A 19326-nucleotide genomic window follows, 5' to 3' on the forward strand; every position below is an offset into this window, starting at 1 on the left:
CGTTCCTTTCAGGAGTTCAGCTATTTTTCGTACGCTGTACTAACGACGCTACCGTACAATGTACTAAAACGGAACACCCAAAGGAGATCCAGTGTCCGCCGTACGCCCTGAGCGCCTTCCCCTTAGCCGCGAAAGGGTTCTCACATGCGCTGTGGAACTCGCGGACGAGTCGGGCATATCGTCGCTGACCATCCGCTCCCTGGCGCAAAGCATGGGCACCAAGCCGATGTCCCTCTACTACTACGTGGCCAACAAGGACGAAATCCTGGACGGCATCGTGGACATGGTGTTCAGTGAAGTTCCGTTGCCCTTGCCTTCCGGTAACTGGCGGGAGGAAATGCACGATCGGGCACACGCGATGCGCGCAGCCCTCACCCGGCATCCATGGGCGGTTGGATTGCTGGAAAGCCGCTCCGCCCCTGGGCCCGCAACGCTCCGACACCATGAGGCGACGCTGGCCACCTTGCGGGCAGCAGGATTTTCGGTCCAACTGACGGCCCACGCATACGCGGCGCTGGACAGTTACATCTACGGTTTCGCCCTCCAGGAGGCAGCATTGCCCTTTGAAGGACGGGATACCGCAGCCGAAATCACCACGCCCATCATGGAGCGGTTCTCTACCGGGGAGTACCCGCGCATGGTGGAGATCGCCGTCGAGCATGTCCTCAAACCCGGCTACGACTTCGGCGACGAATTCGACTTCGGACTGAACCTGATTCTTGACGGCCTGGACCGCCTGATGGACGATGCCGGCGCAGCAGCCGAATAACCGCCGCATCCGTTGAGGTGCGTGAGGCAAAAGGGTACGGTCAGGGCATACTCGACGCCGTCTGATTTTAAGGATCTGATGCCATGGCCAGAATTGAGGACTATGCGATCATCGGGGACTTGAATACAGCCGCCCTGGTGGCACGCGACGGATCCATCGACTGGATGTGCCTGCCCCGCTTCGACTCCCCGGCCTGCTTCGCCGCCTTACTGCATACCCCTGAAGCTGGCCGATGGATCCTCGCGCCCACAGAGGCAGGGGCGCGGAACGACGGAAACTGTACGCGGCGGCGCTACCGTCCGGACACCCTGATCCTGGAAACGGAATGGGAAGTGGACGGCGGTGCGGTCCGTGTCACCGACTTCATGCCCGTCCGCGATGACGCTGTAGACCTCGTACGGATCGTGGAAGGCCTGTCCGGCGAGGTAGCCATGCGTGGGGAGCTGATTCTCCGTTTCGACTACGGTCGCGTGGTGCCGTGGGTGCGCCACAACAAGCACGGAATCAGCGCCGTGGCGGGGCCCGATTCCGCCTACCTCACGACGCCCGCTCCACTCAAGGGCGTGGACAGGCGCACGATCAGTGAGTTCACAGTCCGCGCCGGGGAACGTATCCCCTTCGTGCTTCGCTGGGCACCAAGCCATGAACCGGAGCCCCGGCGAATCGATGCGGCCAAAGCATTTCACGCCACGGAATCCTTCTGGCGCGAGTGGATTGACCAAAGCGAGATGGAGGGCAAGTACAAGGAACCGGTGGAGCGATCCCTCATCACCCTCAAAGCCCTGACGTATGCCCCAACGGGAGGCATCGTTGCGGCTGCCACAACGTCCCTTCCCGAGCAGCTGGGCGGTTCCCGCAATTGGGACTACCGCTACTGCTGGCTGCGCGATGCAACACTGACCCTGCAGTCGTTGCTTGCCGCCGGATATACGGAAGAAGCAGCAGCCTGGCGGGAATGGCTGCTCCGCGCTGTCGCGGGTGATCCGTCAGAGCTGCAGATCGTCTACGGCCTGGACGGCGCCCGCAGACTGCCGGAGGCTGAGATCCCGTGGCTTTCGGGCTACGAAAATTCCCAGCCAGTCCGAACCGGGAACGCCGCGGCCCCCCAGCTGCAATTGGACGTTTGGGGCGAGGTCTTGGATGGGCTCTCGCTGACCAGGGCAGCTTCCCCGCCGGGCACCGTGGACACGTCGTGGGACATTCAAGTGGCGTTGATGGAGTACCTGGAAGGGGCTTGGGACCAACCGGACAACGGGCTGTGGGAGATGCGCGGCCCCCGCAGGCATTTCACCCATTCCAAAGTCATGGCATGGGTAGCTGCTGATCGCATGGTCAAGGCCGTAAAAACCTCAGGATTACCCGGCCCCGGAGACCGTTGGGCGGCGCTGCGCACGCATATCCATTCAGAGGTAATGACGAAAGGATTCGATGAAGGGCTCAACAGCTTTGTGCAGTCCTACGGAAGTAAGGAACTGGACGCCAGCCTGCTCTTGATCCCCCGCCTTGGCTTCCTGGGGCACCGCCACCCCCGCGTTGCGGGAACGGTGAAAGCCATTCAGGAAGGCCTCACCGAAGATGGACTGGTGCTGCGCTACCGAACCGAGTCCGGCCACGACGGCCTTCCCGGCGACGAGGGAGTGTTCCTTGCATGCTCGTTCTGGCTGGTGGATGCGCTACTGGGCCTTGGCCATGCCGGCCAGGCAACCGCATTGTTCGAGAGGCTGTTGACGCTCCGAAACGATGTTGGGCTGCTGAGCGAGGAATGGGATCCCAGAACCGAGCGGCAACTCGGAAACACGCCACAAGCGTTCAGCCACTTTCCACTGATCCACTGCGCCTTGCAACTCCATCACGGCGAAGCCCACGGCAGTGACACGCCGCTGCGTAGGCCGAAACACCCGGAGCAAGGTACCGACCAGCTCCCGCAACAGGCCATCTCCGAAAGCGGCCCGGGCACCGACCGTCAGGCACCAAAAAAGCGCCCCGAAACCAGCCGCTGAAAAGCGCTGCAGTTACGATTCCGTTTTTTGATCGTCCGGATCCGGGGCTTCAGCCTTGTGCTTCGCTTCCTCCAGGTGTTGATCGAGCTTGCGCTCGGCCTCCCGCCGACGCTGGCCGATAGTCCTCATCTGCTGTGTGGTCGGAGATCCCGCATCGGTATCCTGCCACTGATCGCGTTCCTCTGACCCAGTGCCTGAGGGCACGCCCGGGCCCTTCTTCTCTTCATCGCCCATAAGGAAATCGTCCCATCGCCTGGGCTTCTGCGGTAGGACCGGCTGTCTGGAGAAGGGCCCGGCTGGCCGGACAAAGGACCGGCCGGCCGTACAGGGCCCGACGGCGGCCTCCCGCCGTCGGGCGTTTTCACCACTTAGTTGCGCGGCAGCTGGCAGGCTTCAGCGGCGGGTATCGCGCGTGCCTTCAGTTTCGATGTTCTCCTTGCGGACTTCCTCACGCTCGACCGGCACGGTAGTCACGTTTTCGGTGGTGATGTACTTGCGAAGGCGCGCCCGTCCGGTCGCTGCCCTTTCAGTCCCGACGTTGAGCCGCTCTTCAGAACGGGTCATGGCATCCTCGCCCGCGCGTCCCGTGCCAGTCGTGTCGACGTCCATGCCGCCGACGGCGTCCACCCCGGCCCTTGTGCCCATTCCGGCGCCTGTTTCCATTCCGGCGTCTGTTTCCATTCCGGCGCTGGGGTCCGGGTAGTCACGCCGACCCTCGAAGGCACCCCGGTCCTGGATGCTGTAGTGGTTGTAGAGCCGCTCTTCTTCACTGGGATCGAGGTGCCCATCTTCGGCCACGCGGGGAGCGTCCTTGATGTGATCCTTGCTGTAGGGAACAACGACGTCGTCGCCCTCAAGGGTGGCCCCCTCCAAGGGAATGAATGATTCAGAAGTACCGAAAAGACCGGTTTTGACTGTTACCCATGTTGGCTCCCCCGTGTCGTCATCGGTGTAGAACGTTCCGATTGACCCAACCTTGTCCCCCTCCGTGGTCCGAACGTTTCCGTTGAGGCCCATCAGACGGTCAATGTTCTCCCTGGCGAGCATGATGTCTCCTTGGAATGTGATTGTCTTGCCTTTAGTGCCCGGCGGCCTGCATCACCAGGCGTAGATTCCGGAATCAGGACGGGGAATTGATTCAACCCGCTGACTTCACGGAACAGAAATACATAAGCATGCTTACTATTTTCTTGGCAAGACCTAATCGAAGATTCGAAGCCCTTGAGCGAGGACTTTTCCGGTTGCCGAAGAGAGTCCCTCCGGGAACCCCCATCAACCGGGACTCCCTCAGGCTGAATGCCCATGATGGTCTGGAACCGTGACCACTGATACTTTGCGGGCACCAACAGCCCGTCGCCTGCCGCTTGTTACCTATGTGCTCGCCGCGGGCGTGTTCCTTATGGGCACCACAGAATTCGTGGTGGCCGGGATCCTCCCGGAGATCGCCCAGGACCTGGGTATCACGGTAGGAAATGCCGCGTTGATGATTACCGTCTTCGCGGTCGGCATGATCGTTGGAACGCCCACGATGTCGATTCTCACCCTCAGGATGCCGCGACGCCTCACCCTCAGCCTCGCGTTGGTGGTTTTCGCCGTTGGCCACGTCATCGTCGCCCTCACCACCGACTTCGCGCTGATACTCGGAGCCCGGTTCCTGACCGCTCTGGCCACTGGAGCCTTCTGGGCCGTCGCCGCCGTCGTGGGGGCGAAGGCGGCCGGCGCCGCTTCAGCCTCCCGTGCTTTAGGCGTGGTTTTGGGCGGCGGCATGCTGGCCAACGTGATCGGTGTTCCGTTGGGGGCGTTTGCCGGCCAGTCGATCGGTTGGCGAGGCCCGTTCTGGATCCTCAGTGCCCTGGCACTCATGGCGGCGTTGGTCGTTTACCGTTTGGTCGGCGTCGAACCTGCCTCGGGCCGCGTCCCCTCAGTTCGGGCCGAGATCGCCAGCATGCGTGACGCCCGGGTGTGGCTTGTTCTTTTGGGTTGCGCAATCGTGTGTGGATCATCCCTGGCGGCCTACAGCTTCATCTCACCGCTCCTCACACAGAACACAGGGATGGGGGCAGCGGCAATTCCGCTGGTGTTGGTGGGCTATGGCGTTGGAGCGTTCATCGGTTCCAACCTCGGTGGCCATTTTGGCGCACACCGTCCCTTCACGGCACTTTTCGTCTCGGCAGCAATGACGTTCCTGGTGCTCGGGGCTCTCTGCCTGCTCTCACGCAACGCCGTGCTGACCGTGATCCTCATCTTCTTGCTGGGCCTGTTCGGCATGGCAACCAACCCCATCCTCATAGGCAAAGCAGTCGGATATGCCCACCATGCACCCACGCTCGCCTCGGCCCTCAGCACGTCTTCGTTCAACCTCGGCACAGCAGTGGGTTCGTGGATCGCAGGCTTCGCACTCGAGTCAGCTCTCGGGGCCACTGGCCCCGTGCTGGTGGGTACCTGCATCGCGGCACTGTATTTTCTCCCGCTCACCATCTTGTGGCGGAAAGAACGGTCACCTCAGCCGTCCGAGGCAGCCCTCTCCGGCTCAGCCTGAGCTGCCGTGCCATATTCGCTGGCAGCCCACGAGGCGAGGAGCTGCAGGCGCTCCGCCGAAGGCGACCCCGGTTCCGCACTGTAGATCGTCAGGGTCAAGCCCGGCTCAGCGGCCATTTCCAAACCCTCGTAAGCGAGCGTCAACTCACCCACAACTGGGTGATTAAACGTCTTGAAACCCGTCCCGTGGTGGCGGACGTTATGAGCACCCCAGCGTTTCCGGAACTCATCACTGCGGGTACCCAACTCACCAATGAGGTCATGAAGTTCCTTGTTGTGCGGATCGCGACCGGCTTCGGTCCGCAGGATGGACACAGTCACCTCGGCGAACGCATTCCAATCCGGATAAAAATCATGGGCGCGTTCATCCAAAAACGTGTAGCGCGCTATGTTCGGCGGCTGGCCGGGCATGTCGTCGCAATCCTTGTAGAACGCCCGCGCCAAGGGATTAACCGCCAACAGATCCATCCGGCCGTTGCGAACGAACGCCGGGCCGGCAGTGACAGCATCCAGCGCCCATTGCAGGCTTTGATGCGGAACGTAGGACTTGGAGTTGCGCCGCCTGGGCGGACGGGCCACCGGACTGGCCGCGTGGGCGAGGTCGAACAGATGGGCGCGCTCGGCGTCGTCCAAGCACAACGCCCTGGCGATGCTCTCAAGAACTTGAGGGGAGGCTCCGCTGATCGCGCCACGCTCAAGGCGGGTGTAATACTCCACGCTCAACCCGGCAAGCGTGGCCACTTCACTACGCCGCAGGCCTTTCACCCGCCGATTGGTCCCGGCGGGCAGTCCAACCCGCTCAGGGGCAACATGGGCACGGCGTGAGATCAGGAATTCGCGGACCTCGGCTCGATTATCCATAGCCTCAACGCTAGGCCAAGCAGGTATCAGGAGGGAGTCCCTCCCGATACCTGCTTCGTTAACGCACGACGGCGACCTCCCGCCGTCGTGCGTTTTCCACACCCAATTCCGCGCCCCACATGGCCGTGTCAGTGTGGAACGTTAGGGTTGGTCCAAGACATCTGACGAGGAGAGCAATTGCCGTACATCGTTGACTTCAAGAACGTTTCTACCGAGGGCCTGGAGTCTTCTCCGGTTGCCGCGGCCCTCGCAGGACTGCGCGCGAATGAGGCCCGCTATTACAAGAACAAATACGACCATGACTTCACCGTGAGTCCCGCAAGTGAGGTGCCGGAAGTCGTGGAGCGGGTGAGCCGGATCCTGAAGGAAGAGCGCGACATCGTCATTGAATCCCGCCCCCTTGAGGCGACGGCCTTCGAAGTGGACGGCCTACGGATGGATTACGTGTTCTACGAGTCCGGGCTTTCCATCAACGTCATGTACAGCATCGAGGAAGGCGGGAAGCGGGCGGTTGGTTTCAAGCTCGCCGAGGGCATGGATGTTCCCGAAGAACTGGAACCGCGCTTCAAATTCGCCCGTCAGAAGTCCAAGCTGGCAGGTGTAATCCGGGGATCGTACTTCGTGATCAAGGGTCAATACTGACCGCTGGCTCTGACTACATGCCCTATCCCAAACGCGCCGGGACCCTCTATTCTCTTGACATGGGCGTTTGGGGAGCGTTGTGCCGCACCAAACCCGGTTGCAAGAGCATCGGGCGCGGGTGACACGTGGATCCCCATAACAAGGTTCCTTCCCCGGACAATTACGCCGCATTCCTCGCAAGGTTGGACGCGGCAACCACAAGCCTGACCACCCGGGCGAGGGCCCTTGACAAGGCACTGTCGGCGATCTCGCTGCTCTTGGGACGGTATCAACGGGCCCTTCGAGGCTGGGAACGGAGACTGGTCCGCGTCGATAAGGAACTAGACCGGCACTCCGGCGAGCCCCAGACGTCGGCTGCCCTTCATGAGCTCCAACGAACTGCCGTTCAGATGAGGTCAATGCACAGTGAACAGGTCCTGCGGCTCACGGAGAAACTGTCGCTCAAGCAAGGACAACGAGACGCCGTAGGCCGCTCGCTCCTCGAACTTGAAGTCATCAGGGCCAAACTGGAAACGTCCCGGAGGTTGTCACGGGACCGCGAAAACCTGGGCAGGGCCCTCTACGAGCTTGCGGGTACCGGCAGTGGCGCCGCGAAGATCCCCGATGTGGGATTGCGGAACGACCTTAGGGAAGCACGCGAGGCAGTAATTCTGGCCGAAGCACTCCTCGAAGTGAAGGGATCCTGACCATGGAAAACGCGCCGGACGCTGTTGAAATCGTGCGCTGGATGAGGAAACCCGGCGACAAACCCATTATCAAATTCGTCACTTTCAGCATCCTTGCCGTGATCCTGTGGCTGATCCTGATGATCTTCATGCCTGCCCTGAGAAACGCTGTCCCGGCGTCGATCTTCATTGCCGTGTTCGCCGCGATACTTACTATTCCCACCGTCGTCGCCCAGAGGAACCTGGTGCGTGGCTTGGCAAAACGGATCAACGACACCCTCACGGAGCTGACAGGCAGCCCCGACGACAAGATCTCCACAAAGCAGCTACGGAAATTGATCAAGAGCGGTGAGCAACTTCCACTGCTGATCAATGGGGTTCCCGGTTTGCGGCTGCACGTGAAAAGGGTTGCAAGTGCCAAGGAAGATGGCTCCGAGAAACTCCTCGCGGTCATCACCGTTGCCCCGGTGAGCAGTGGAACTGCAAGCTTTGACCGGCTGCTTGAGGCGGCGTTGTACGGATGACGGTTGGGCTGGCCTTCGCCGGCTCTTGGGGACTGAAACGAGGCTAGTAGGACAACGGTGTTTTGACGCTGTAGTGGTCTGGATTTGGGGTCCCCAATTCGGCTTCAGAAGAAGACCGGTTCAGTGCTGAACGGCACATGTCCGAGCGGGTCAGTCTGTTCTCCTGGCAATCCACGCCCCGGCGCGATCTGTGGGCCCTAAATCTCTGATTCTGAACACATGGTTGATGCCTGGAAACGGTTGGGAAGCTTGTGACACCCAAGGGCAGCGGCACTGCTTCCTAAAAATGTCAGACCCTGGTGAGAGGGTTTATTCATGGGAAGCATTGGGGAAATCATGGCGCGACGGGCAGCGATGCCTGGCGTCGCGATGCGCCCCCGGGGCCTTCCCCGAGGAAGCCACACCGCACCTGCCAGCGTCCAGGCCGGCTGTGAAGGCCCGACGGCGGCGGCTGCGGCAGGCGGCGATTCGGAGAAGCTCAGGGCCATGGCGCTGCTTCGCGGCATTGAACCGAAATCCTTCACTGCACTTAGTGAAGTGGACGGTGAAATCAAGCGTGTTCACGGCCTGGAACCACTGCCTTTCGCTGGCCCTGGGGTCGATCCTGAAGTTGAAGTCGATTCAGGAATTAGGGTCGATCCTGAAGTCAGCCCTGTTTCCCCAGGACTGGGCGGTTCCTTGGGAATTGAGGGCGCGCCGGGGCTTGAGGGTGCGCTGGGGCTTGGGGATGCGCTCGGGCTCGAGGATGCGCTGGGACTTGGGGATGCGCCGGGACTTGGGGATGCGCTCGGACTTGGGGATGCGCTGGCGGACAGCGTTGGGGCCTTGGAAAGTCTGCGTTCCGTCACCGTGGCCAGTGCCCCGGGGTTCGGTTTTGCCGAAGCCGCGGGGTTCGCCGGGCGGGTGGAGGAGATCGCCCGCACCGTGGAATACCTGCAGGTCATCGCGGCGCACGCCGTGGAACGGACCCGCACCCAAGCCCAGCAGGCACGGCCCTCCTCCGCGGCGGGCACTGGATGGCAGACAGGCTGGACCAACCCCGCACCCACAGGACCAAACCCCGCCACCGCCACAGCCACCGCTGCAGGGTCCGCTGCCGCTGCTGGCTTCAATACTGCTGCTGGATCCGCTGTTGCTGCTGGCTTCAATACTGCTGCTGGATCCGCCGCTGCTGCGGCGGACGCTGCTGCGGTGGCCGATGATGGCTACCGCAACGCCGCGGAATTCCTGCGGGCCCGCCTGAGGATCGGCATCAGCGAAGCCCGGCGCCGGCTCGCCCTGGCCTCCCAGGTCCTCCCCGGGACCGGTATCGCCGGGCAACACATCCCGGCCCGCCGCGAAATCCTGGCCCAAGCCCTCGAATCCACACAAATACCCACCCGGTCAGCGAGCATCATCAGCACCGCCCTGGATAAAGTACGGCTCCTCACCGACGAGGAAACCCTCACCCGGATGGAACACGCCCTCACCCGCACCGCCGCCGGGTCCGACCCCGACTTCGTCCTGAAAATGACCAAACGCTGGAACGACCTGATCGATCAGGACGGGCCAGAACCCAGCGAAGAAATCCTCCGCCAACTCCAAGGCACCTTCATCCGCAAACCCCGCCACGGACTGCACCACCTGGAAATCTTCGCCACCACCGAACAATACGAAACACTCACCACCGCCATGAACACCGCCACCAACCCCCGACTCACCACCGGAAACAGCGACACCACCGGAGCCAACGGAGCCACCGGAACCAACGCAGCCACCGGCGAAGGCAACGTCACCGGGGAAACCAACGAGAGCGTCGACGGGAACGTCGACGGTCAGGCACCCGGAACCGTCCACGGCAGTGACCGCGGGAGCGAACCAACGGGGCCGGACCTGGACCGGCGTTCCCGGGCCCAGAAACTCCTCGACGGCCTCGTCGGAGCCTGCGGCGTGGCACTGACCACCGGGAAACTGCCAGCCAACGGCGGACTCCGCCCCCAAGTCACCGTCACCATCAACCACCACGACCTCTTCCAACAACTCACCCGCACCGCCCCGCCCGGCGCAGCCCCCACACCACACGGCGCAGCCGCCACCCAGACCACACGACCTGGGCCTGGAACGGAAGACCCCCGTCCCGGCGCAGCCACACCGCCCGGTGCAACCGCAACACCACACGGCGCAGCCGCCTCCCCACCCGGCGCAGCCGCCACCCAGACCACACGGCCTGGGCCTGGACCGCAACACCCCCGGCTCAGCTCCGGCTCCGCCACCTTCGCCGGCCCGATGCACCCCAACACCATCCGCAAAATCGCCTGCGACGCCGACATCCTCCCCGTCCTGCTCGGCAGCGAATCCCGCGTCCTGGACATCGGGCGCACCACTCGGATCTTCCCGCCCCACATCCGCAAAGCCATCACCGCCCGGGACCAAGGCTGCGCGTTCCCCGACTGCACCATGCCCGCCCCCTGGTGCGAAGCCCACCACATCACCTACTGGTCACACGGCGGCACCACGTCAACCAACAACGGCACCCTGCTCTGCAGCCACCACCACCACCTCATCCACAAAGAAGACTGGCGCATCGACATCACAACAGGGGTTCCGTGGTTCATCCCGCCACCCCACATCGACCCCAAACAAACACCCCGACGCAACCACCACCACACACCCCTCAGAACATAAGAGTCCGCCGCGTCCAATTGCGCTCTGCTGCCTCGCCACAAGGGTGACCGGCCTCGCCACAAGGGTGACCGTCTCGCCACAGGGTGACCGCCCGCCGTCGAGCGCTCCTAAACTACGCCTCGACCCTAAGCTGAGCCTGCGACATAAGCCGAGCCCGCGACCCTAGACCCAGCCGCGACGAAGCCTTACCGCGACGTCGGCCAGCCCGTGTACGACTCAGCCAGGTATGCCTTGGCGTGCTCGGACGAGACCACAGAGTGCAGCTCGCCCAGCTGGCGGGCGCGGTCAAAGTCGTCGGCGCCGGGAACGGTATGCAGCATGGAGGTCATCCAGTAAGAGAAATGCTGTGCCTTCCAAACTCGGTCCAGGGCGCGGTCGCTGTAGGAATCCAGCAGTGTGGTGGAACCGTTGGAATAGAAGGAGTCGAAGCCTTCGAACAAGACCTTCACGTCGTGTATCGCGAGGTTTAGTCCCTTGGCGCCGGTGGGCGGGACGGTGTGTGCTGCATCGCCGGCAAGGAAAAGATTGCCGTGGCGCATAGGAGTGTGGACGAAGCTCCGGAACGGTAGGACCATCTTTTCCAGGACAGGGCCTTCGTTGAGCTCAAAGCCATTACCGTTTACGCGTTTGCGGAACTCGGACCAGATGCGTTCGTCGTCCCAGTCGGCCACGTTTTCCTTGGGATCGCACTGGAAGTACATGCGCTGCACTGTCTCGGTCCTCTGGCTGATCAAGGCGAAACCATGCTCGGAGTTGGCATAGATGAGCTCGTCGGAGCTGCGTGGAGCTTGGGCCAGGATGCCGAACCACGCGAACGGGTATTCGTGGAAGAACCACTTTCGGTTTGCTTCGGGGATCTGGAAGCGGCAGTGGCTGCGGGACCCGTCAGCGCCAACGAGGAAGTCGGCCTGGATCTCGAACTCCTGACCGTCGGAATCGGTGAACCAGATTTTCGGTTTGCCCTCGAGATCGTGGACAGTGGTGTCCGTGACGCTGTATCGAACGTCGCCGTCGTCCGCCTCGCGTCGCGCAGCGAGGTCGGCGAAAACGTCTGTTTGTGGGTACAGCCACACGGATTCACCCACCAGTTCCTTGAAGTTGATGCGGTGGCTTTCGCCGTTGAACCGCAACTCGATGCCATCGTGCCGGTCACCTTCGCGCAGCACCCGGTCTGAGACGCCGGAGTCCACGAGCAGGTTTACGGTGCCGTGTTCCAGGATGCCCGCGCGAACTGTTTGGTGGATTTGTTCCCGGCTGCGGACCTCCACCACCACGGATTCGATGCCTTGCTTGGCCAGCAAGTGGGAGAGCATGAGCCCTGCGGGTCCAGCACCCATAATGGCGACTTGAGTGGTGACGGTTGTACGTGCCATGGTGTTCCTCGCTTCGTTGCGGTCCCGCCGGGACGGGATGAGTCTGGAATCAGTGTGGCGGGTAGTGCGTGACGGGTGTTACATGAATTCCGTTGAACGGAAGCTCTACATTAGTCCCTGAGCTGCCGCCCTATTCCCCGGGCAGCGGTTTGCAACGCCGGAACAAGCGCCTGCAGGCGCATCTCAGCCAAGGGCACCACCACGCCAAGGGCCGCGACCGCTCGCCTCTTGCCGTTCATCACGGGCACGGCGATGCCCCAGGTGTCAGGATCAACGACTCCCGCCAGCTGCGCATAGCCCAGCTGCGCGGCCTCAGCCAACAGGTGGCGCACGACGTCGGAAGTCACCTTTCCTTCCGGGTCCTGGAACTGTTCGAGGTACTGCGCCTGCAATTCCCGGGACTGGTGTGCCATCAGCGCCAGGCCGGCGGAGGATATGTGGACCGGCATGCGTCCGGCGACGCGTGCTCGGTTGGCGACCGATCCTCGGCGCGAAAGCCGCTCCACAAACAGCGCCTCCCAGCCCTCAAGGACTGCCAGGTTCACGTTCTGGTTCAAGACTTGCTGAATATCCTCCATGAAGGGCATGGCCGCTTGACGGAGTGCGAGGGTGGGCGAATTTCTGTTGACGAGCTCCCACAATCGGAGGCCCAGCCGAACGTTCCCGCCAGCACCCAGTTCCAGCAGGCCATGCTCGGAGAGTTGACGGACCAGCCGGTGGGCGGACGACAACGGGAGGCCGGACCTGTCGGCGAGTTCGGTCAGCTGCAGGGAGGGGGCACCTTCAGGAAAGGCTTCAATGACCCGGACTACGCGATCCACCACGGAGTCACCTGATGCTGAGTTGGCCACGATGCGCTCCTTTGCTGCCGCTCCCCTACCCGACCCCGCGGGGGCCTCTTCCATTCAATGGTAGAACGTGCTTCAGATTACTCCCGCCGGTGATACAACTCTCATAACCGACCGGCCGTTCTGCTGGCCACATCCCATTCCCAAAGAGAACTCCCGAGGACACTATGCCAACGATGCCATCTGCCCGCCGCTCACAATGGCCAGTCTGGCTGTGTTGGTTAGCCATGGTCTTGGACGGCTTCGACCTGGTGGTCCTGGGGTCTGTCATCCCCACGCTCATCAAGACCGGCGACATAGGCTTCGATGCCGTTGGAGCCACCTTCGCTGCAACTATTTCCCTGGTAGGCGTGGGGCTCGGCGCACTCTTTATCGCCCCGCTATCCGATAAGTTCGGCCGGCGGAAGCTCTTGATTGCCTGCGTGGCCGGCTTCTCGCTCTTCACGATCGGAGTCGCGTTCGCTCCCAACGTGGCGGTCTTCTCCATACTGCGCCTGCTGGCAGGCCTCGGGCTGGGCGCCTGCCTCCCCGCCGCCCTTGCGTACATGAACGATTACGCACCGGCGGGCTCAGCCGGAAAGTCGACCACGCGGACTATGACCGGCTACCACGTAGGCGCTGTGGCCACCGCGTTCCTGGCCATCCTTGTTGTCCCTGACTGGCGCCTCATGTTTGTCATTGGCGGCGTTGCCGGGCTGGCACTCCTGCCATTCCTGTGGGCGAAATTGCCGGAGTCACTTCCTGAAGCAGCACCCGCGAAGGTGGACGAAACAACAAAGGCGGCTACCGGCGTCGTGCATTCCACGGACGGCAAGCAAAAGACCGGGTTCCGCGACCTGCTGCAGAAGCCCTATCCGCTGGTGGCCGTGGGCATTGGCATCGCGTCGTTCATGGGATTGTTGCTGGTTTACGGCTTGAACACGTGGTTGCCGCAGTTGATGGCAGCCGCCGGCTACACCGTGAGCACGGGCCTGACGCTGCTGCTGGTCCTCAACCTCGGCGCCGTGGCCGGCCTGGTTTTGGCCGGAATTCTTGCCGACCGGCACGGAACCAAGAAGATAGTGCTGCTGTGGTTCGGGCTTTCCGCAGTGTTCCTGGCCATCCTCAGCGTGAAGATCCAGAATGAGTTCCTGCTCAACGCCGCGGTGTTTGTCACTGGCGTCTTCGTCTTCAGCTCGCAGGTTCTGGTTTACGCATGGGTCAGTCAGCTGTTTCCGGCGCGGCTCCGGGGAACGGCACTCGGGTTCGCTGCCGGCGTCGGACGCCTTGGTGCGATCGTTGGTCCTGCCGTGACTGGAACCCTGGTGGCCGCAAACATTGCCTACCCGGCCGGCTTCTACGTGTTCGCCGCAGCGGGACTTTTGGCTGTCGCAGCGCTGTTCCTGGTGCCCCATCAGGTCAAAAGTCCTGAGCCCGTGCCAGCGGGAGAACGGTAACCGAGGCACGACGCTAGGTGCTCCGCTGCCCGTCCAACTTTCCGGGCTGTGGGTGAAGCGACTCGCGGGCCTTGCCCAAGAGTTGCGGTCCGGCCGCGTAGCAGCGATCGGTGTATTGCCGGAGCGCCGGGAGTGCCTGGACGGCGTAGTCGAAGTGTTCCTCACGGATCATCGACTCGATGGCCTTGCACTGGTCCTCTGTCTCAAGCGCACCCACCATTGCCGAGGAGATCTTGAGGCTCAGCACGGCGTCCATGCTGGCATCGGCGTCGTGTTGGCAGAGGCCGTTTGAGATTCTCAATAGTCTGCCCGGCAACATCGAAAGGTAAGTGGAGAGGAAGCGCAAGGCCGGGGTGGGGTCTCCCATCTCATCGGCCAAGGCCTGCAACCTGCACGGTTCCAGAGCCGGAACCTGACCGTCTGCTTCTTCAGTCATGGCTGGCCGCTTGTGGCTGCGCGGCGTCTTCCGGCGTCGATTTGTTGGGGTCCCTGCTCCAGATGGAGGCGAGCATCCCGATGACCAGGATGCCGGGCGCACCGTATATCAGGATGTTCAGGACGAGTGGTTCGCGGAGGGCACGGATGGCGTTCCCGACGTACGGGATGGTCGCGATCTGCTTATCCACGGTTTTGCCCTGCAGGGTGGCGATCCACGGATCGATGCCATTATTCGCGTCGCCCTTGGTCTGGACAGCCACGCCGCCATCGGCCGTAGTGGTGATCTCAGTGATGCGATGCGTCTCCACCCGCTGGTCTTCCACGGGAATGTGGTAGGTGATGATGTCACCCACCTTGACGTCGGCGATTGGCGTTGGAACGGTGACGACGACGTCACCCGGGTTGATCAACGGCGCCATCGATCCTGTCAGCATGGTGGAGGTTTGGTAGCCCAGGATGCGTGGCCCGATTGCCAGGAAGAGGAAAACCAAGGCCGCCATAGCCAGCATCGCGAAACCGAGGAATTTCATCGTTTTAGCAGCGATATGGCGGAACGCAGCGGCTTTCGCGGGGGTCTCGACGGCGGTCGCCGTCAGTGCCGCGGCTGAACGCCGGCCCTTGAGTGCGGTTCCGCTGATGCTGGTCAGTGCGCTCATGGTCCTGGCGTTCCTTCCGGTGTTGGTTATCTTCTGATTGAAAGTCTGGGCTATACGGCTCAGGCTTCCTGCGGGAAATCCTCAAGTCTGGCTCAGGAAATACCGGCGGACCTGATCGGGCAGGGGGGCGCCCGACCAGGCCCGGCGGGGCTCTGTGTTGAAACTGGGTGGTGCTGCTGGGGTGGTGTTACTTGGTGGTTTCGGTGCGTTGGGTGCCGGTGAAGGCGAAGGCGATGGTGCTGGTGGCGCCTTGGAAGGTGTCGTTCGCGGTGGTGGGGAACGCGGTGGTGACTTTGAGGTAGTCGGTTTTGGCCGGGGCCAGGGCGGTGAGGTTGTTCAGGACTTTGTTCGCGGTGATCACCGGGGCGGCGGCCATGACGGTGGTTTTGGTGCCGGTGCAGGTGTAGGGGGCTGCGGCGCCGGTCCAGGCGACGGAGCAGTTCTCGATGGTCAACTGCAGGCCGTTGGTGACGTCGGTGGTAAGCAGTGAGGCGGTGGCGCCGGCGGAGGTGGTGAGGGTGACGTTGTTCAGGTCCGAGTTGCCGGTGTTGGCCAGGGTGACGAGCTTTTCGACTTTGTCTCCGGGCAGCAGGCCCGCGACGGGGACGTTGAGGGTGTTGTTCGCTCCGGTGCCCAGGGCGATGGTGACGGTGCCGGCGGTGACTTGCTGGCTGGCCGAGGTGGAGGACGTGAACGCGCCGTAGGTTCCCATGCCGGCGACGGCGGCTGCGGTGCCGAGCAGTGCGACGGAAGCGAGGACCTTGCCGGAGGTGGTCTTGAGGCTGATGGCCATGGGAATCAGTGTCCTTTCGGGAGGCCACCGCTGCCGGCCGGCCGTTTCCTGTGCCGGCCCTGAGTGGCTGACAAGAACCACTGTGCCGGGCCCGGATCAAGAACCACTCCTGCAATCCATCAACACTTGCTCAGGAAAAGATCAAGGCTCTTTGTTCCGTTTCCCACCCCTTGGCAGGCACTCTGGACTGATAATAAGCAACCTGATAATCCTGTAACGAAGGCTCAACGCTAAACACAGAGGTGGGATCATGGTGGATCGCATTACTGATATATGGGGCACAAGGACTCCGTTTGAGCGAGAAGCAGAGTGGCCTTCCCGCGTGGATTACGCCCTTCAGGAAGGCCTCACTGAGGGCGATGTTGACCATTGGGTCCAATCCGCTTGCGTGCTGTGCAGCAACGGCTGCGGCTGCGATATTGCCGTAAAGGATGGGGTCATGGTCGGCATTCGTGGCCGTGCGGAAGACCGCATCAACAAGGGACGCCTTGGGCCGAAAGGACTCCTCGCAAGCTGGCAAGGCGTCTCGAACAAGGACCGCCTCACCCATCCATTGATCCGCGAAGGCGGCGAATTAGTCCCAACTGATTGGGACACGGCCATGAAGCGGATCGTGGCACGCAGCAAGCAACTCTTGAAGGAGAAGGGCCCCCTCAGCCATGGCTTCTACACCAGCGGCCAACTGTTCCTTGAGGAGTACTACGCCCTGGGCGTGATTGGGAAGGCTGGTATCGGGACACCCCACATGGATGGAAACACCCGCCTGTGCACCGCGACAGCGGCGTCCGCGCTCAAGGAAACCTTCGGAGCAGACGGACAGCCAGGCGCCTACGAGGACATCGACAATTGCGCTGCAATTTTCCTTTATGGCCACAACATGCCCGAGACCCAGACCGTCCTCTGGGCTCGCATCCTGGACCGCCTTTCAGGACCCACACCGCCCAAACTGGTGTGCGTCGACCCTAGACATACGGAGGCCGCGCGCTTTGCCGACGTGCACCTGGCGGTGCGGCCCGGCACCAATCTTGCGCTCATGCACGCCCTGGTCCGGGAGGTCCTGCACAACGGCTGGGAGGACCCCAGCTACATCCAGGAACACGCACTCGGCTACGACGAGCTGAAATCCACTGTGGAGGAATGGACGCCCGAGGCTGCTGCCGAGGTGTGCGGCGTCAGCGCCCACGACATCAGGAAGGCCGCCCGCATCTTCGGCACCTCGGATCGGGTACTGTCCACCGTTTTACAGGGCTTCTACCAATCGTCACAGGCCACAGCTTCCTCCTGCCAGGTCAATAATCTTCATCTGCTGCGCGGCATGCTCGGCCGACCCGGAGCCGGCCTACTACAGATGAACGGGCAGCCGACGGCGCAAAACAACCGCGAATGCGGGGCCGACGGCGACCTCCCGGGCTTCCGTAATTGGCACAACCCGAAACACGTTGAAGAACTGGCCTCCCTGTGGAACGTGGATCCCGCGATCATCCCCCACTGGGCACCGCCAACCCATGCCATGCAAATCTTCCGCTACGCGGAGCAAGGATCCATTAATTTCCTCTGGGTCTCAGCTACGAACCCTGCGGTCTCCCTGCCGGAGCTGCCCCGGATACGGGCAATCCTGGCCAAGCCGGAACTGTTCCTGGTGGTGCAGGATCTGTACCACACCGAAACCGCCAGCCTGGCCGACGTCGTCCTCCCCGCCGCCGCGTGGGGCGAAAAGACAGGAACATTCACCAACGCTTCGCGCGTGGTCCATATCTCTGACAAAGCCGTAGACCCGCCCGGGGACGCCCGCAGCGATCTGGATATTTTCCTGGACTACTCCAACCGAATGGGCTTCACCACCTTGGACGGCACGCCCTTGTTGACGTGGGAGGGTCCGGAGGACGCCTTCGAAGCTTGGAAAGAATGCTCGCGCGGGCGTCCTTGCGACTACACCGGACTGAGTTACTCGAAACTCCGTGGTGGCAGCGGGATCCCTTGGCCCTGCAATGCGCAAAACCCGGATGGCACCACACGCCTCTATACGGACGGGGTTTTTCCCAGCGATCCTGACTACTGCGAGAACTACGGTCACGACCTCTTGACGGGGGCCGAAGTGGAGCCGGAACCGTACCGCGCCAAAATGCCCAAGGGCCGCGCCTGGCTCAAAACAACCAAGTACCATCCACCGCACGAAGAACCGGACGACGACTACCCGCTCCGGTACACAACCGGTCGGACGGCGTATCACTTCCACACACGGACCAAGACGGGACGTTCCAGGACTCTGAACGCGGCGGCGCCACGGATGTGGGTGGAGCTCTCGGTCGAAGACGCTTCAGCGCTGGGGATCAAGGAGGGCGACATCGTCCGCGTATCGTCGCGGCGAGGTCTGATTGAGGCGCCGGCTCGAGTCAGTGGCGTCCGGCCGGGCACAGTTTTCGCACCTTTCCACTATGGATACTGGGACTCGAGCGCACCCTCCAGCCCGGATGATTCTCCCAAGGATTCGCAGAAGACTGCAGCCAACGAGCTCACCATTACCGAGTGGGATCCGGTGTCAAAGCAACCGCTTTTCAAGAATGCGGCGGTGAAAGTAGAGAAAATCCGTGACGGTGATGGGCCGGCTCCGGCGCCCAACACCACCGCTTCAAGGCAGGCAGGACAACAACAATGAACCTCAACATCTACCTGGGTTTACTGCATCAGGGTGAAGCGACGCTGGCCACGTCTTTCCGGCAAGTCTCTGATGGCCACGGCTCGGAGCCTGACATACATTTCCTCTGCCAGACTTTGGCCAAGCAATGCGACAAGCACGGGGAACTCCTCCTCCCCCTCGTGCAGCGATACGGGAAGGACACATCCGGCCACGAGCCCGAGCGGCTCCACGCCGACGGCTTGTCAGAAACCCGGAGCGGCCCTGTCGGCCTCCTTCGCGACCTGCAGGACCTGTATCTGCTGGCGAGCTTGGTTGACGTCACGTGGACTGTGGTGAATCAAGCCGGATCCGCACTTCGCGACGCCGGGCTGCTCGCCGTCGTCGCGCAATGCCACAAAGAGACGGAAGTCCAGCTCAGTTGGCTGCAAACCCGGATGAAGCAGGCAGCGCCGCAGGCGCTTCTGGTCGCAGACTAAGTCAG

17 protein-coding genes and 1 pseudogene are annotated in these 19326 nt (G+C 62.4%); 10 read left to right on the forward strand and 8 right to left on the reverse strand.

Annotated features, from left to right (window positions below; genetic code table 11):
• The first annotated feature begins 91 nt into the window (after window positions 1-91).
• The gene (locus J2Y41_RS09670; protein WP_309928238.1) at window positions 92-769 is read left to right on the forward strand and encodes a TetR/AcrR family transcriptional regulator C-terminal domain-containing protein; all 678 of its coding nucleotides are present in this window, start codon (window positions 92-94) and stop codon (window positions 767-769) included.
• Between the two features lie 83 nt (window positions 770-852).
• A complete protein-coding gene (locus J2Y41_RS09675) occupies window positions 853-2769 on the forward strand; it encodes a glycoside hydrolase family 15 protein (RefSeq protein WP_224093070.1) in 1917 nt (638 codons plus the stop codon).
• A 12-nt stretch (window positions 2770-2781) separates the two neighbouring features.
• Here J2Y41_RS09675 and J2Y41_RS09680 read toward each other — a convergent pair whose 3' ends face one another.
• Together J2Y41_RS09680 and J2Y41_RS09685 are read right to left on the reverse strand one after the other, a co-directional pair.
• Complete coding sequence (locus J2Y41_RS09680) at window positions 2782-3003, reverse strand: hypothetical protein (RefSeq protein ID WP_224093068.1); 222 nt, start codon at window positions 3001-3003, stop codon at window positions 2782-2784.
• Window positions 3004-3165: 162 nt separating this feature from the next.
• Window positions 3166-3816 (reverse strand): annotated as a pseudogene (locus J2Y41_RS09685) (DUF2382 domain-containing protein); the annotation flags it as partial.
• Between the two features lie 271 nt (window positions 3817-4087).
• Here J2Y41_RS09685 and J2Y41_RS09690 point away from each other — a divergent pair.
• The gene (locus J2Y41_RS09690) at window positions 4088-5308 is read left to right on the forward strand and encodes an MFS transporter (RefSeq protein ID WP_224093066.1); all 1221 of its coding nucleotides are present in this window, start codon (window positions 4088-4090) and stop codon (window positions 5306-5308) included.
• On the opposite strand, the gene J2Y41_RS09695 is transcribed toward J2Y41_RS09690, so the two are convergent.
• Entirely contained in the window at window positions 5272-6168 is an 897-nt protein-coding gene (locus tag J2Y41_RS09695) for a helix-turn-helix transcriptional regulator (protein ID WP_309928239.1), read from the reverse strand. The two genes, J2Y41_RS09690 and J2Y41_RS09695, sit on opposite strands and share 37 nt — an antisense overlap.
• A 177-nt stretch (window positions 6169-6345) precedes the next feature.
• On the opposite strand from J2Y41_RS09695, the gene J2Y41_RS09700 reads away from it, so the two are divergent.
• From J2Y41_RS09700 to J2Y41_RS09715, 4 genes are all read left to right on the forward strand, one after another.
• Window positions 6346-6810 (forward strand): phage tail protein, encoded by a 465-nt coding sequence (locus J2Y41_RS09700; RefSeq protein WP_309928241.1) that lies wholly within the window; start codon window positions 6346-6348, stop codon window positions 6808-6810.
• Between the two features lie 125 nt (window positions 6811-6935).
• Window positions 6936-7496: a hypothetical protein gene (locus J2Y41_RS09705; protein WP_309928242.1), complete on the forward strand. Its 561-nt coding sequence runs from the start codon at window positions 6936-6938 to the stop codon at window positions 7494-7496.
• A gap of 2 nt (window positions 7497-7498) precedes the next feature.
• Entirely contained in the window at window positions 7499-7999 is a 501-nt protein-coding gene (locus tag J2Y41_RS09710; RefSeq protein ID WP_309928243.1) for a hypothetical protein, read from the forward strand.
• A gap of 315 nt (window positions 8000-8314) precedes the next feature.
• Window positions 8315-10663, forward strand: coding sequence for a DUF222 domain-containing protein (locus J2Y41_RS09715; RefSeq protein WP_309928244.1), 2349 nt, complete (start codon window positions 8315-8317; stop codon window positions 10661-10663).
• Window positions 10664-10848: 185 nt separating this feature from the next.
• On the opposite strand, the gene J2Y41_RS09720 is transcribed toward J2Y41_RS09715, so the two are convergent.
• Together J2Y41_RS09720 and J2Y41_RS09725 are read right to left on the reverse strand one after the other, a co-directional pair.
• A complete protein-coding gene (locus J2Y41_RS09720; protein ID WP_309928246.1) occupies window positions 10849-12036 on the reverse strand; it encodes a 4-hydroxybenzoate 3-monooxygenase in 1188 nt (395 codons plus the stop codon).
• A gap of 110 nt (window positions 12037-12146) precedes the next feature.
• Window positions 12147-12887, reverse strand: coding sequence for an IclR family transcriptional regulator (locus J2Y41_RS09725; RefSeq protein WP_309928247.1), 741 nt, complete (start codon window positions 12885-12887; stop codon window positions 12147-12149).
• A 164-nt stretch (window positions 12888-13051) separates the two neighbouring features.
• Here J2Y41_RS09725 and J2Y41_RS09730 point away from each other — a divergent pair, with 164 nt between their 5' ends.
• Window positions 13052-14320, forward strand: a complete 1269-nt coding sequence (locus tag J2Y41_RS09730; RefSeq protein WP_309928248.1) for an aromatic acid/H+ symport family MFS transporter — start codon at window positions 13052-13054, stop codon at window positions 14318-14320.
• Window positions 14321-14333: 13 nt separating this feature from the next.
• Here J2Y41_RS09730 and J2Y41_RS09735 read toward each other — a convergent pair whose 3' ends face one another.
• The 3 genes from J2Y41_RS09735 to J2Y41_RS09745 form a co-directional block, all read right to left on the reverse strand.
• Window positions 14334-14756 carry an Hpt domain-containing protein gene (locus J2Y41_RS09735; RefSeq protein WP_309928249.1) on the reverse strand — a complete coding sequence of 141 codons (423 nt, stop codon included), beginning with the start codon at window positions 14754-14756 and terminating at the stop codon, window positions 14334-14336.
• On the reverse strand, window positions 14749-15414 hold the full coding sequence (locus tag J2Y41_RS09740) for a signal peptidase I (protein WP_309928250.1): 666 nt from the start codon (window positions 15412-15414) through the stop codon (window positions 14749-14751). Before J2Y41_RS09740 ends, J2Y41_RS09735 begins: the two co-directional genes overlap by 8 nt.
• 187 nt (window positions 15415-15601) lie before the next feature.
• Window positions 15602-16207, reverse strand: a complete 606-nt coding sequence (locus J2Y41_RS09745) for a TasA family protein (RefSeq protein ID WP_224094101.1) — start codon at window positions 16205-16207, stop codon at window positions 15602-15604.
• Window positions 16208-16457: 250 nt separating this feature from the next.
• Here J2Y41_RS09745 and J2Y41_RS09750 point away from each other — a divergent pair, with 250 nt between their 5' ends.
• Together J2Y41_RS09750 and J2Y41_RS09755 are read left to right on the forward strand one after the other, a co-directional pair.
• A complete protein-coding gene (locus J2Y41_RS09750; RefSeq protein ID WP_309928251.1) occupies window positions 16458-18863 on the forward strand; it encodes a nitrate reductase in 2406 nt (801 codons plus the stop codon).
• Window positions 18860-19321, forward strand: a complete 462-nt coding sequence (locus tag J2Y41_RS09755; protein ID WP_309928253.1) for a hypothetical protein — start codon at window positions 18860-18862, stop codon at window positions 19319-19321. Before J2Y41_RS09750 ends, J2Y41_RS09755 begins: the two co-directional genes overlap by 4 nt.
• Window positions 19322-19326: the final 5 nt, after the last annotated feature.

Origin of the sequence: Arthrobacter sp. 1088 (assembly GCF_031455315.1) — a bacterium.
Lineage (GTDB): Bacteria > Actinomycetota > Actinomycetes > Actinomycetales > Micrococcaceae > Arthrobacter.

Excerpts from the sequence above, each read along its gene's own strand:
- J2Y41_RS09675 (WP_224093070.1), top strand. The coding sequence starts at position 853 with ATGGCCAGAATTGAGGACTATGCGATCATCGGGGACTTGAATACAGCC.
- J2Y41_RS09680 (WP_224093068.1), bottom strand. The coding sequence starts at position 3,003 with ATGGGCGATGAAGAGAAGAAGGGCCCGGGCGTGCCCTCAGGCACTGGG.
- J2Y41_RS09695 (WP_309928239.1), bottom strand. The coding sequence starts at position 6,168 with ATGGATAATCGAGCCGAGGTCCGCGAATTCCTGATCTCACGCCGTGCC.
- J2Y41_RS09710 (WP_309928243.1), top strand. The coding sequence starts at position 7,499 with ATGGAAAACGCGCCGGACGCTGTTGAAATCGTGCGCTGGATGAGGAAA.
- J2Y41_RS09715 (WP_309928244.1), top strand. The coding sequence starts at position 8,315 with ATGGGAAGCATTGGGGAAATCATGGCGCGACGGGCAGCGATGCCTGGC.
- J2Y41_RS09720 (WP_309928246.1), bottom strand. The coding sequence starts at position 12,036 with ATGGCACGTACAACCGTCACCACTCAAGTCGCCATTATGGGTGCTGGA.
- J2Y41_RS09730 (WP_309928248.1), top strand. The coding sequence starts at position 13,052 with ATGCCAACGATGCCATCTGCCCGCCGCTCACAATGGCCAGTCTGGCTG.
- J2Y41_RS09735 (WP_309928249.1), bottom strand. The coding sequence starts at position 14,756 with ATGACTGAAGAAGCAGACGGTCAGGTTCCGGCTCTGGAACCGTGCAGG.
- J2Y41_RS09740 (WP_309928250.1), bottom strand. The coding sequence starts at position 15,414 with ATGAGCGCACTGACCAGCATCAGCGGAACCGCACTCAAGGGCCGGCGT.
- J2Y41_RS09745 (WP_224094101.1), bottom strand. The coding sequence starts at position 16,207 with ATGGCCATCAGCCTCAAGACCACCTCCGGCAAGGTCCTCGCTTCCGTC.
- J2Y41_RS09750 (WP_309928251.1), top strand. The coding sequence starts at position 16,458 with ATGGTGGATCGCATTACTGATATATGGGGCACAAGGACTCCGTTTGAG.
- J2Y41_RS09755 (WP_309928253.1), top strand. The coding sequence starts at position 18,860 with ATGAACCTCAACATCTACCTGGGTTTACTGCATCAGGGTGAAGCGACG.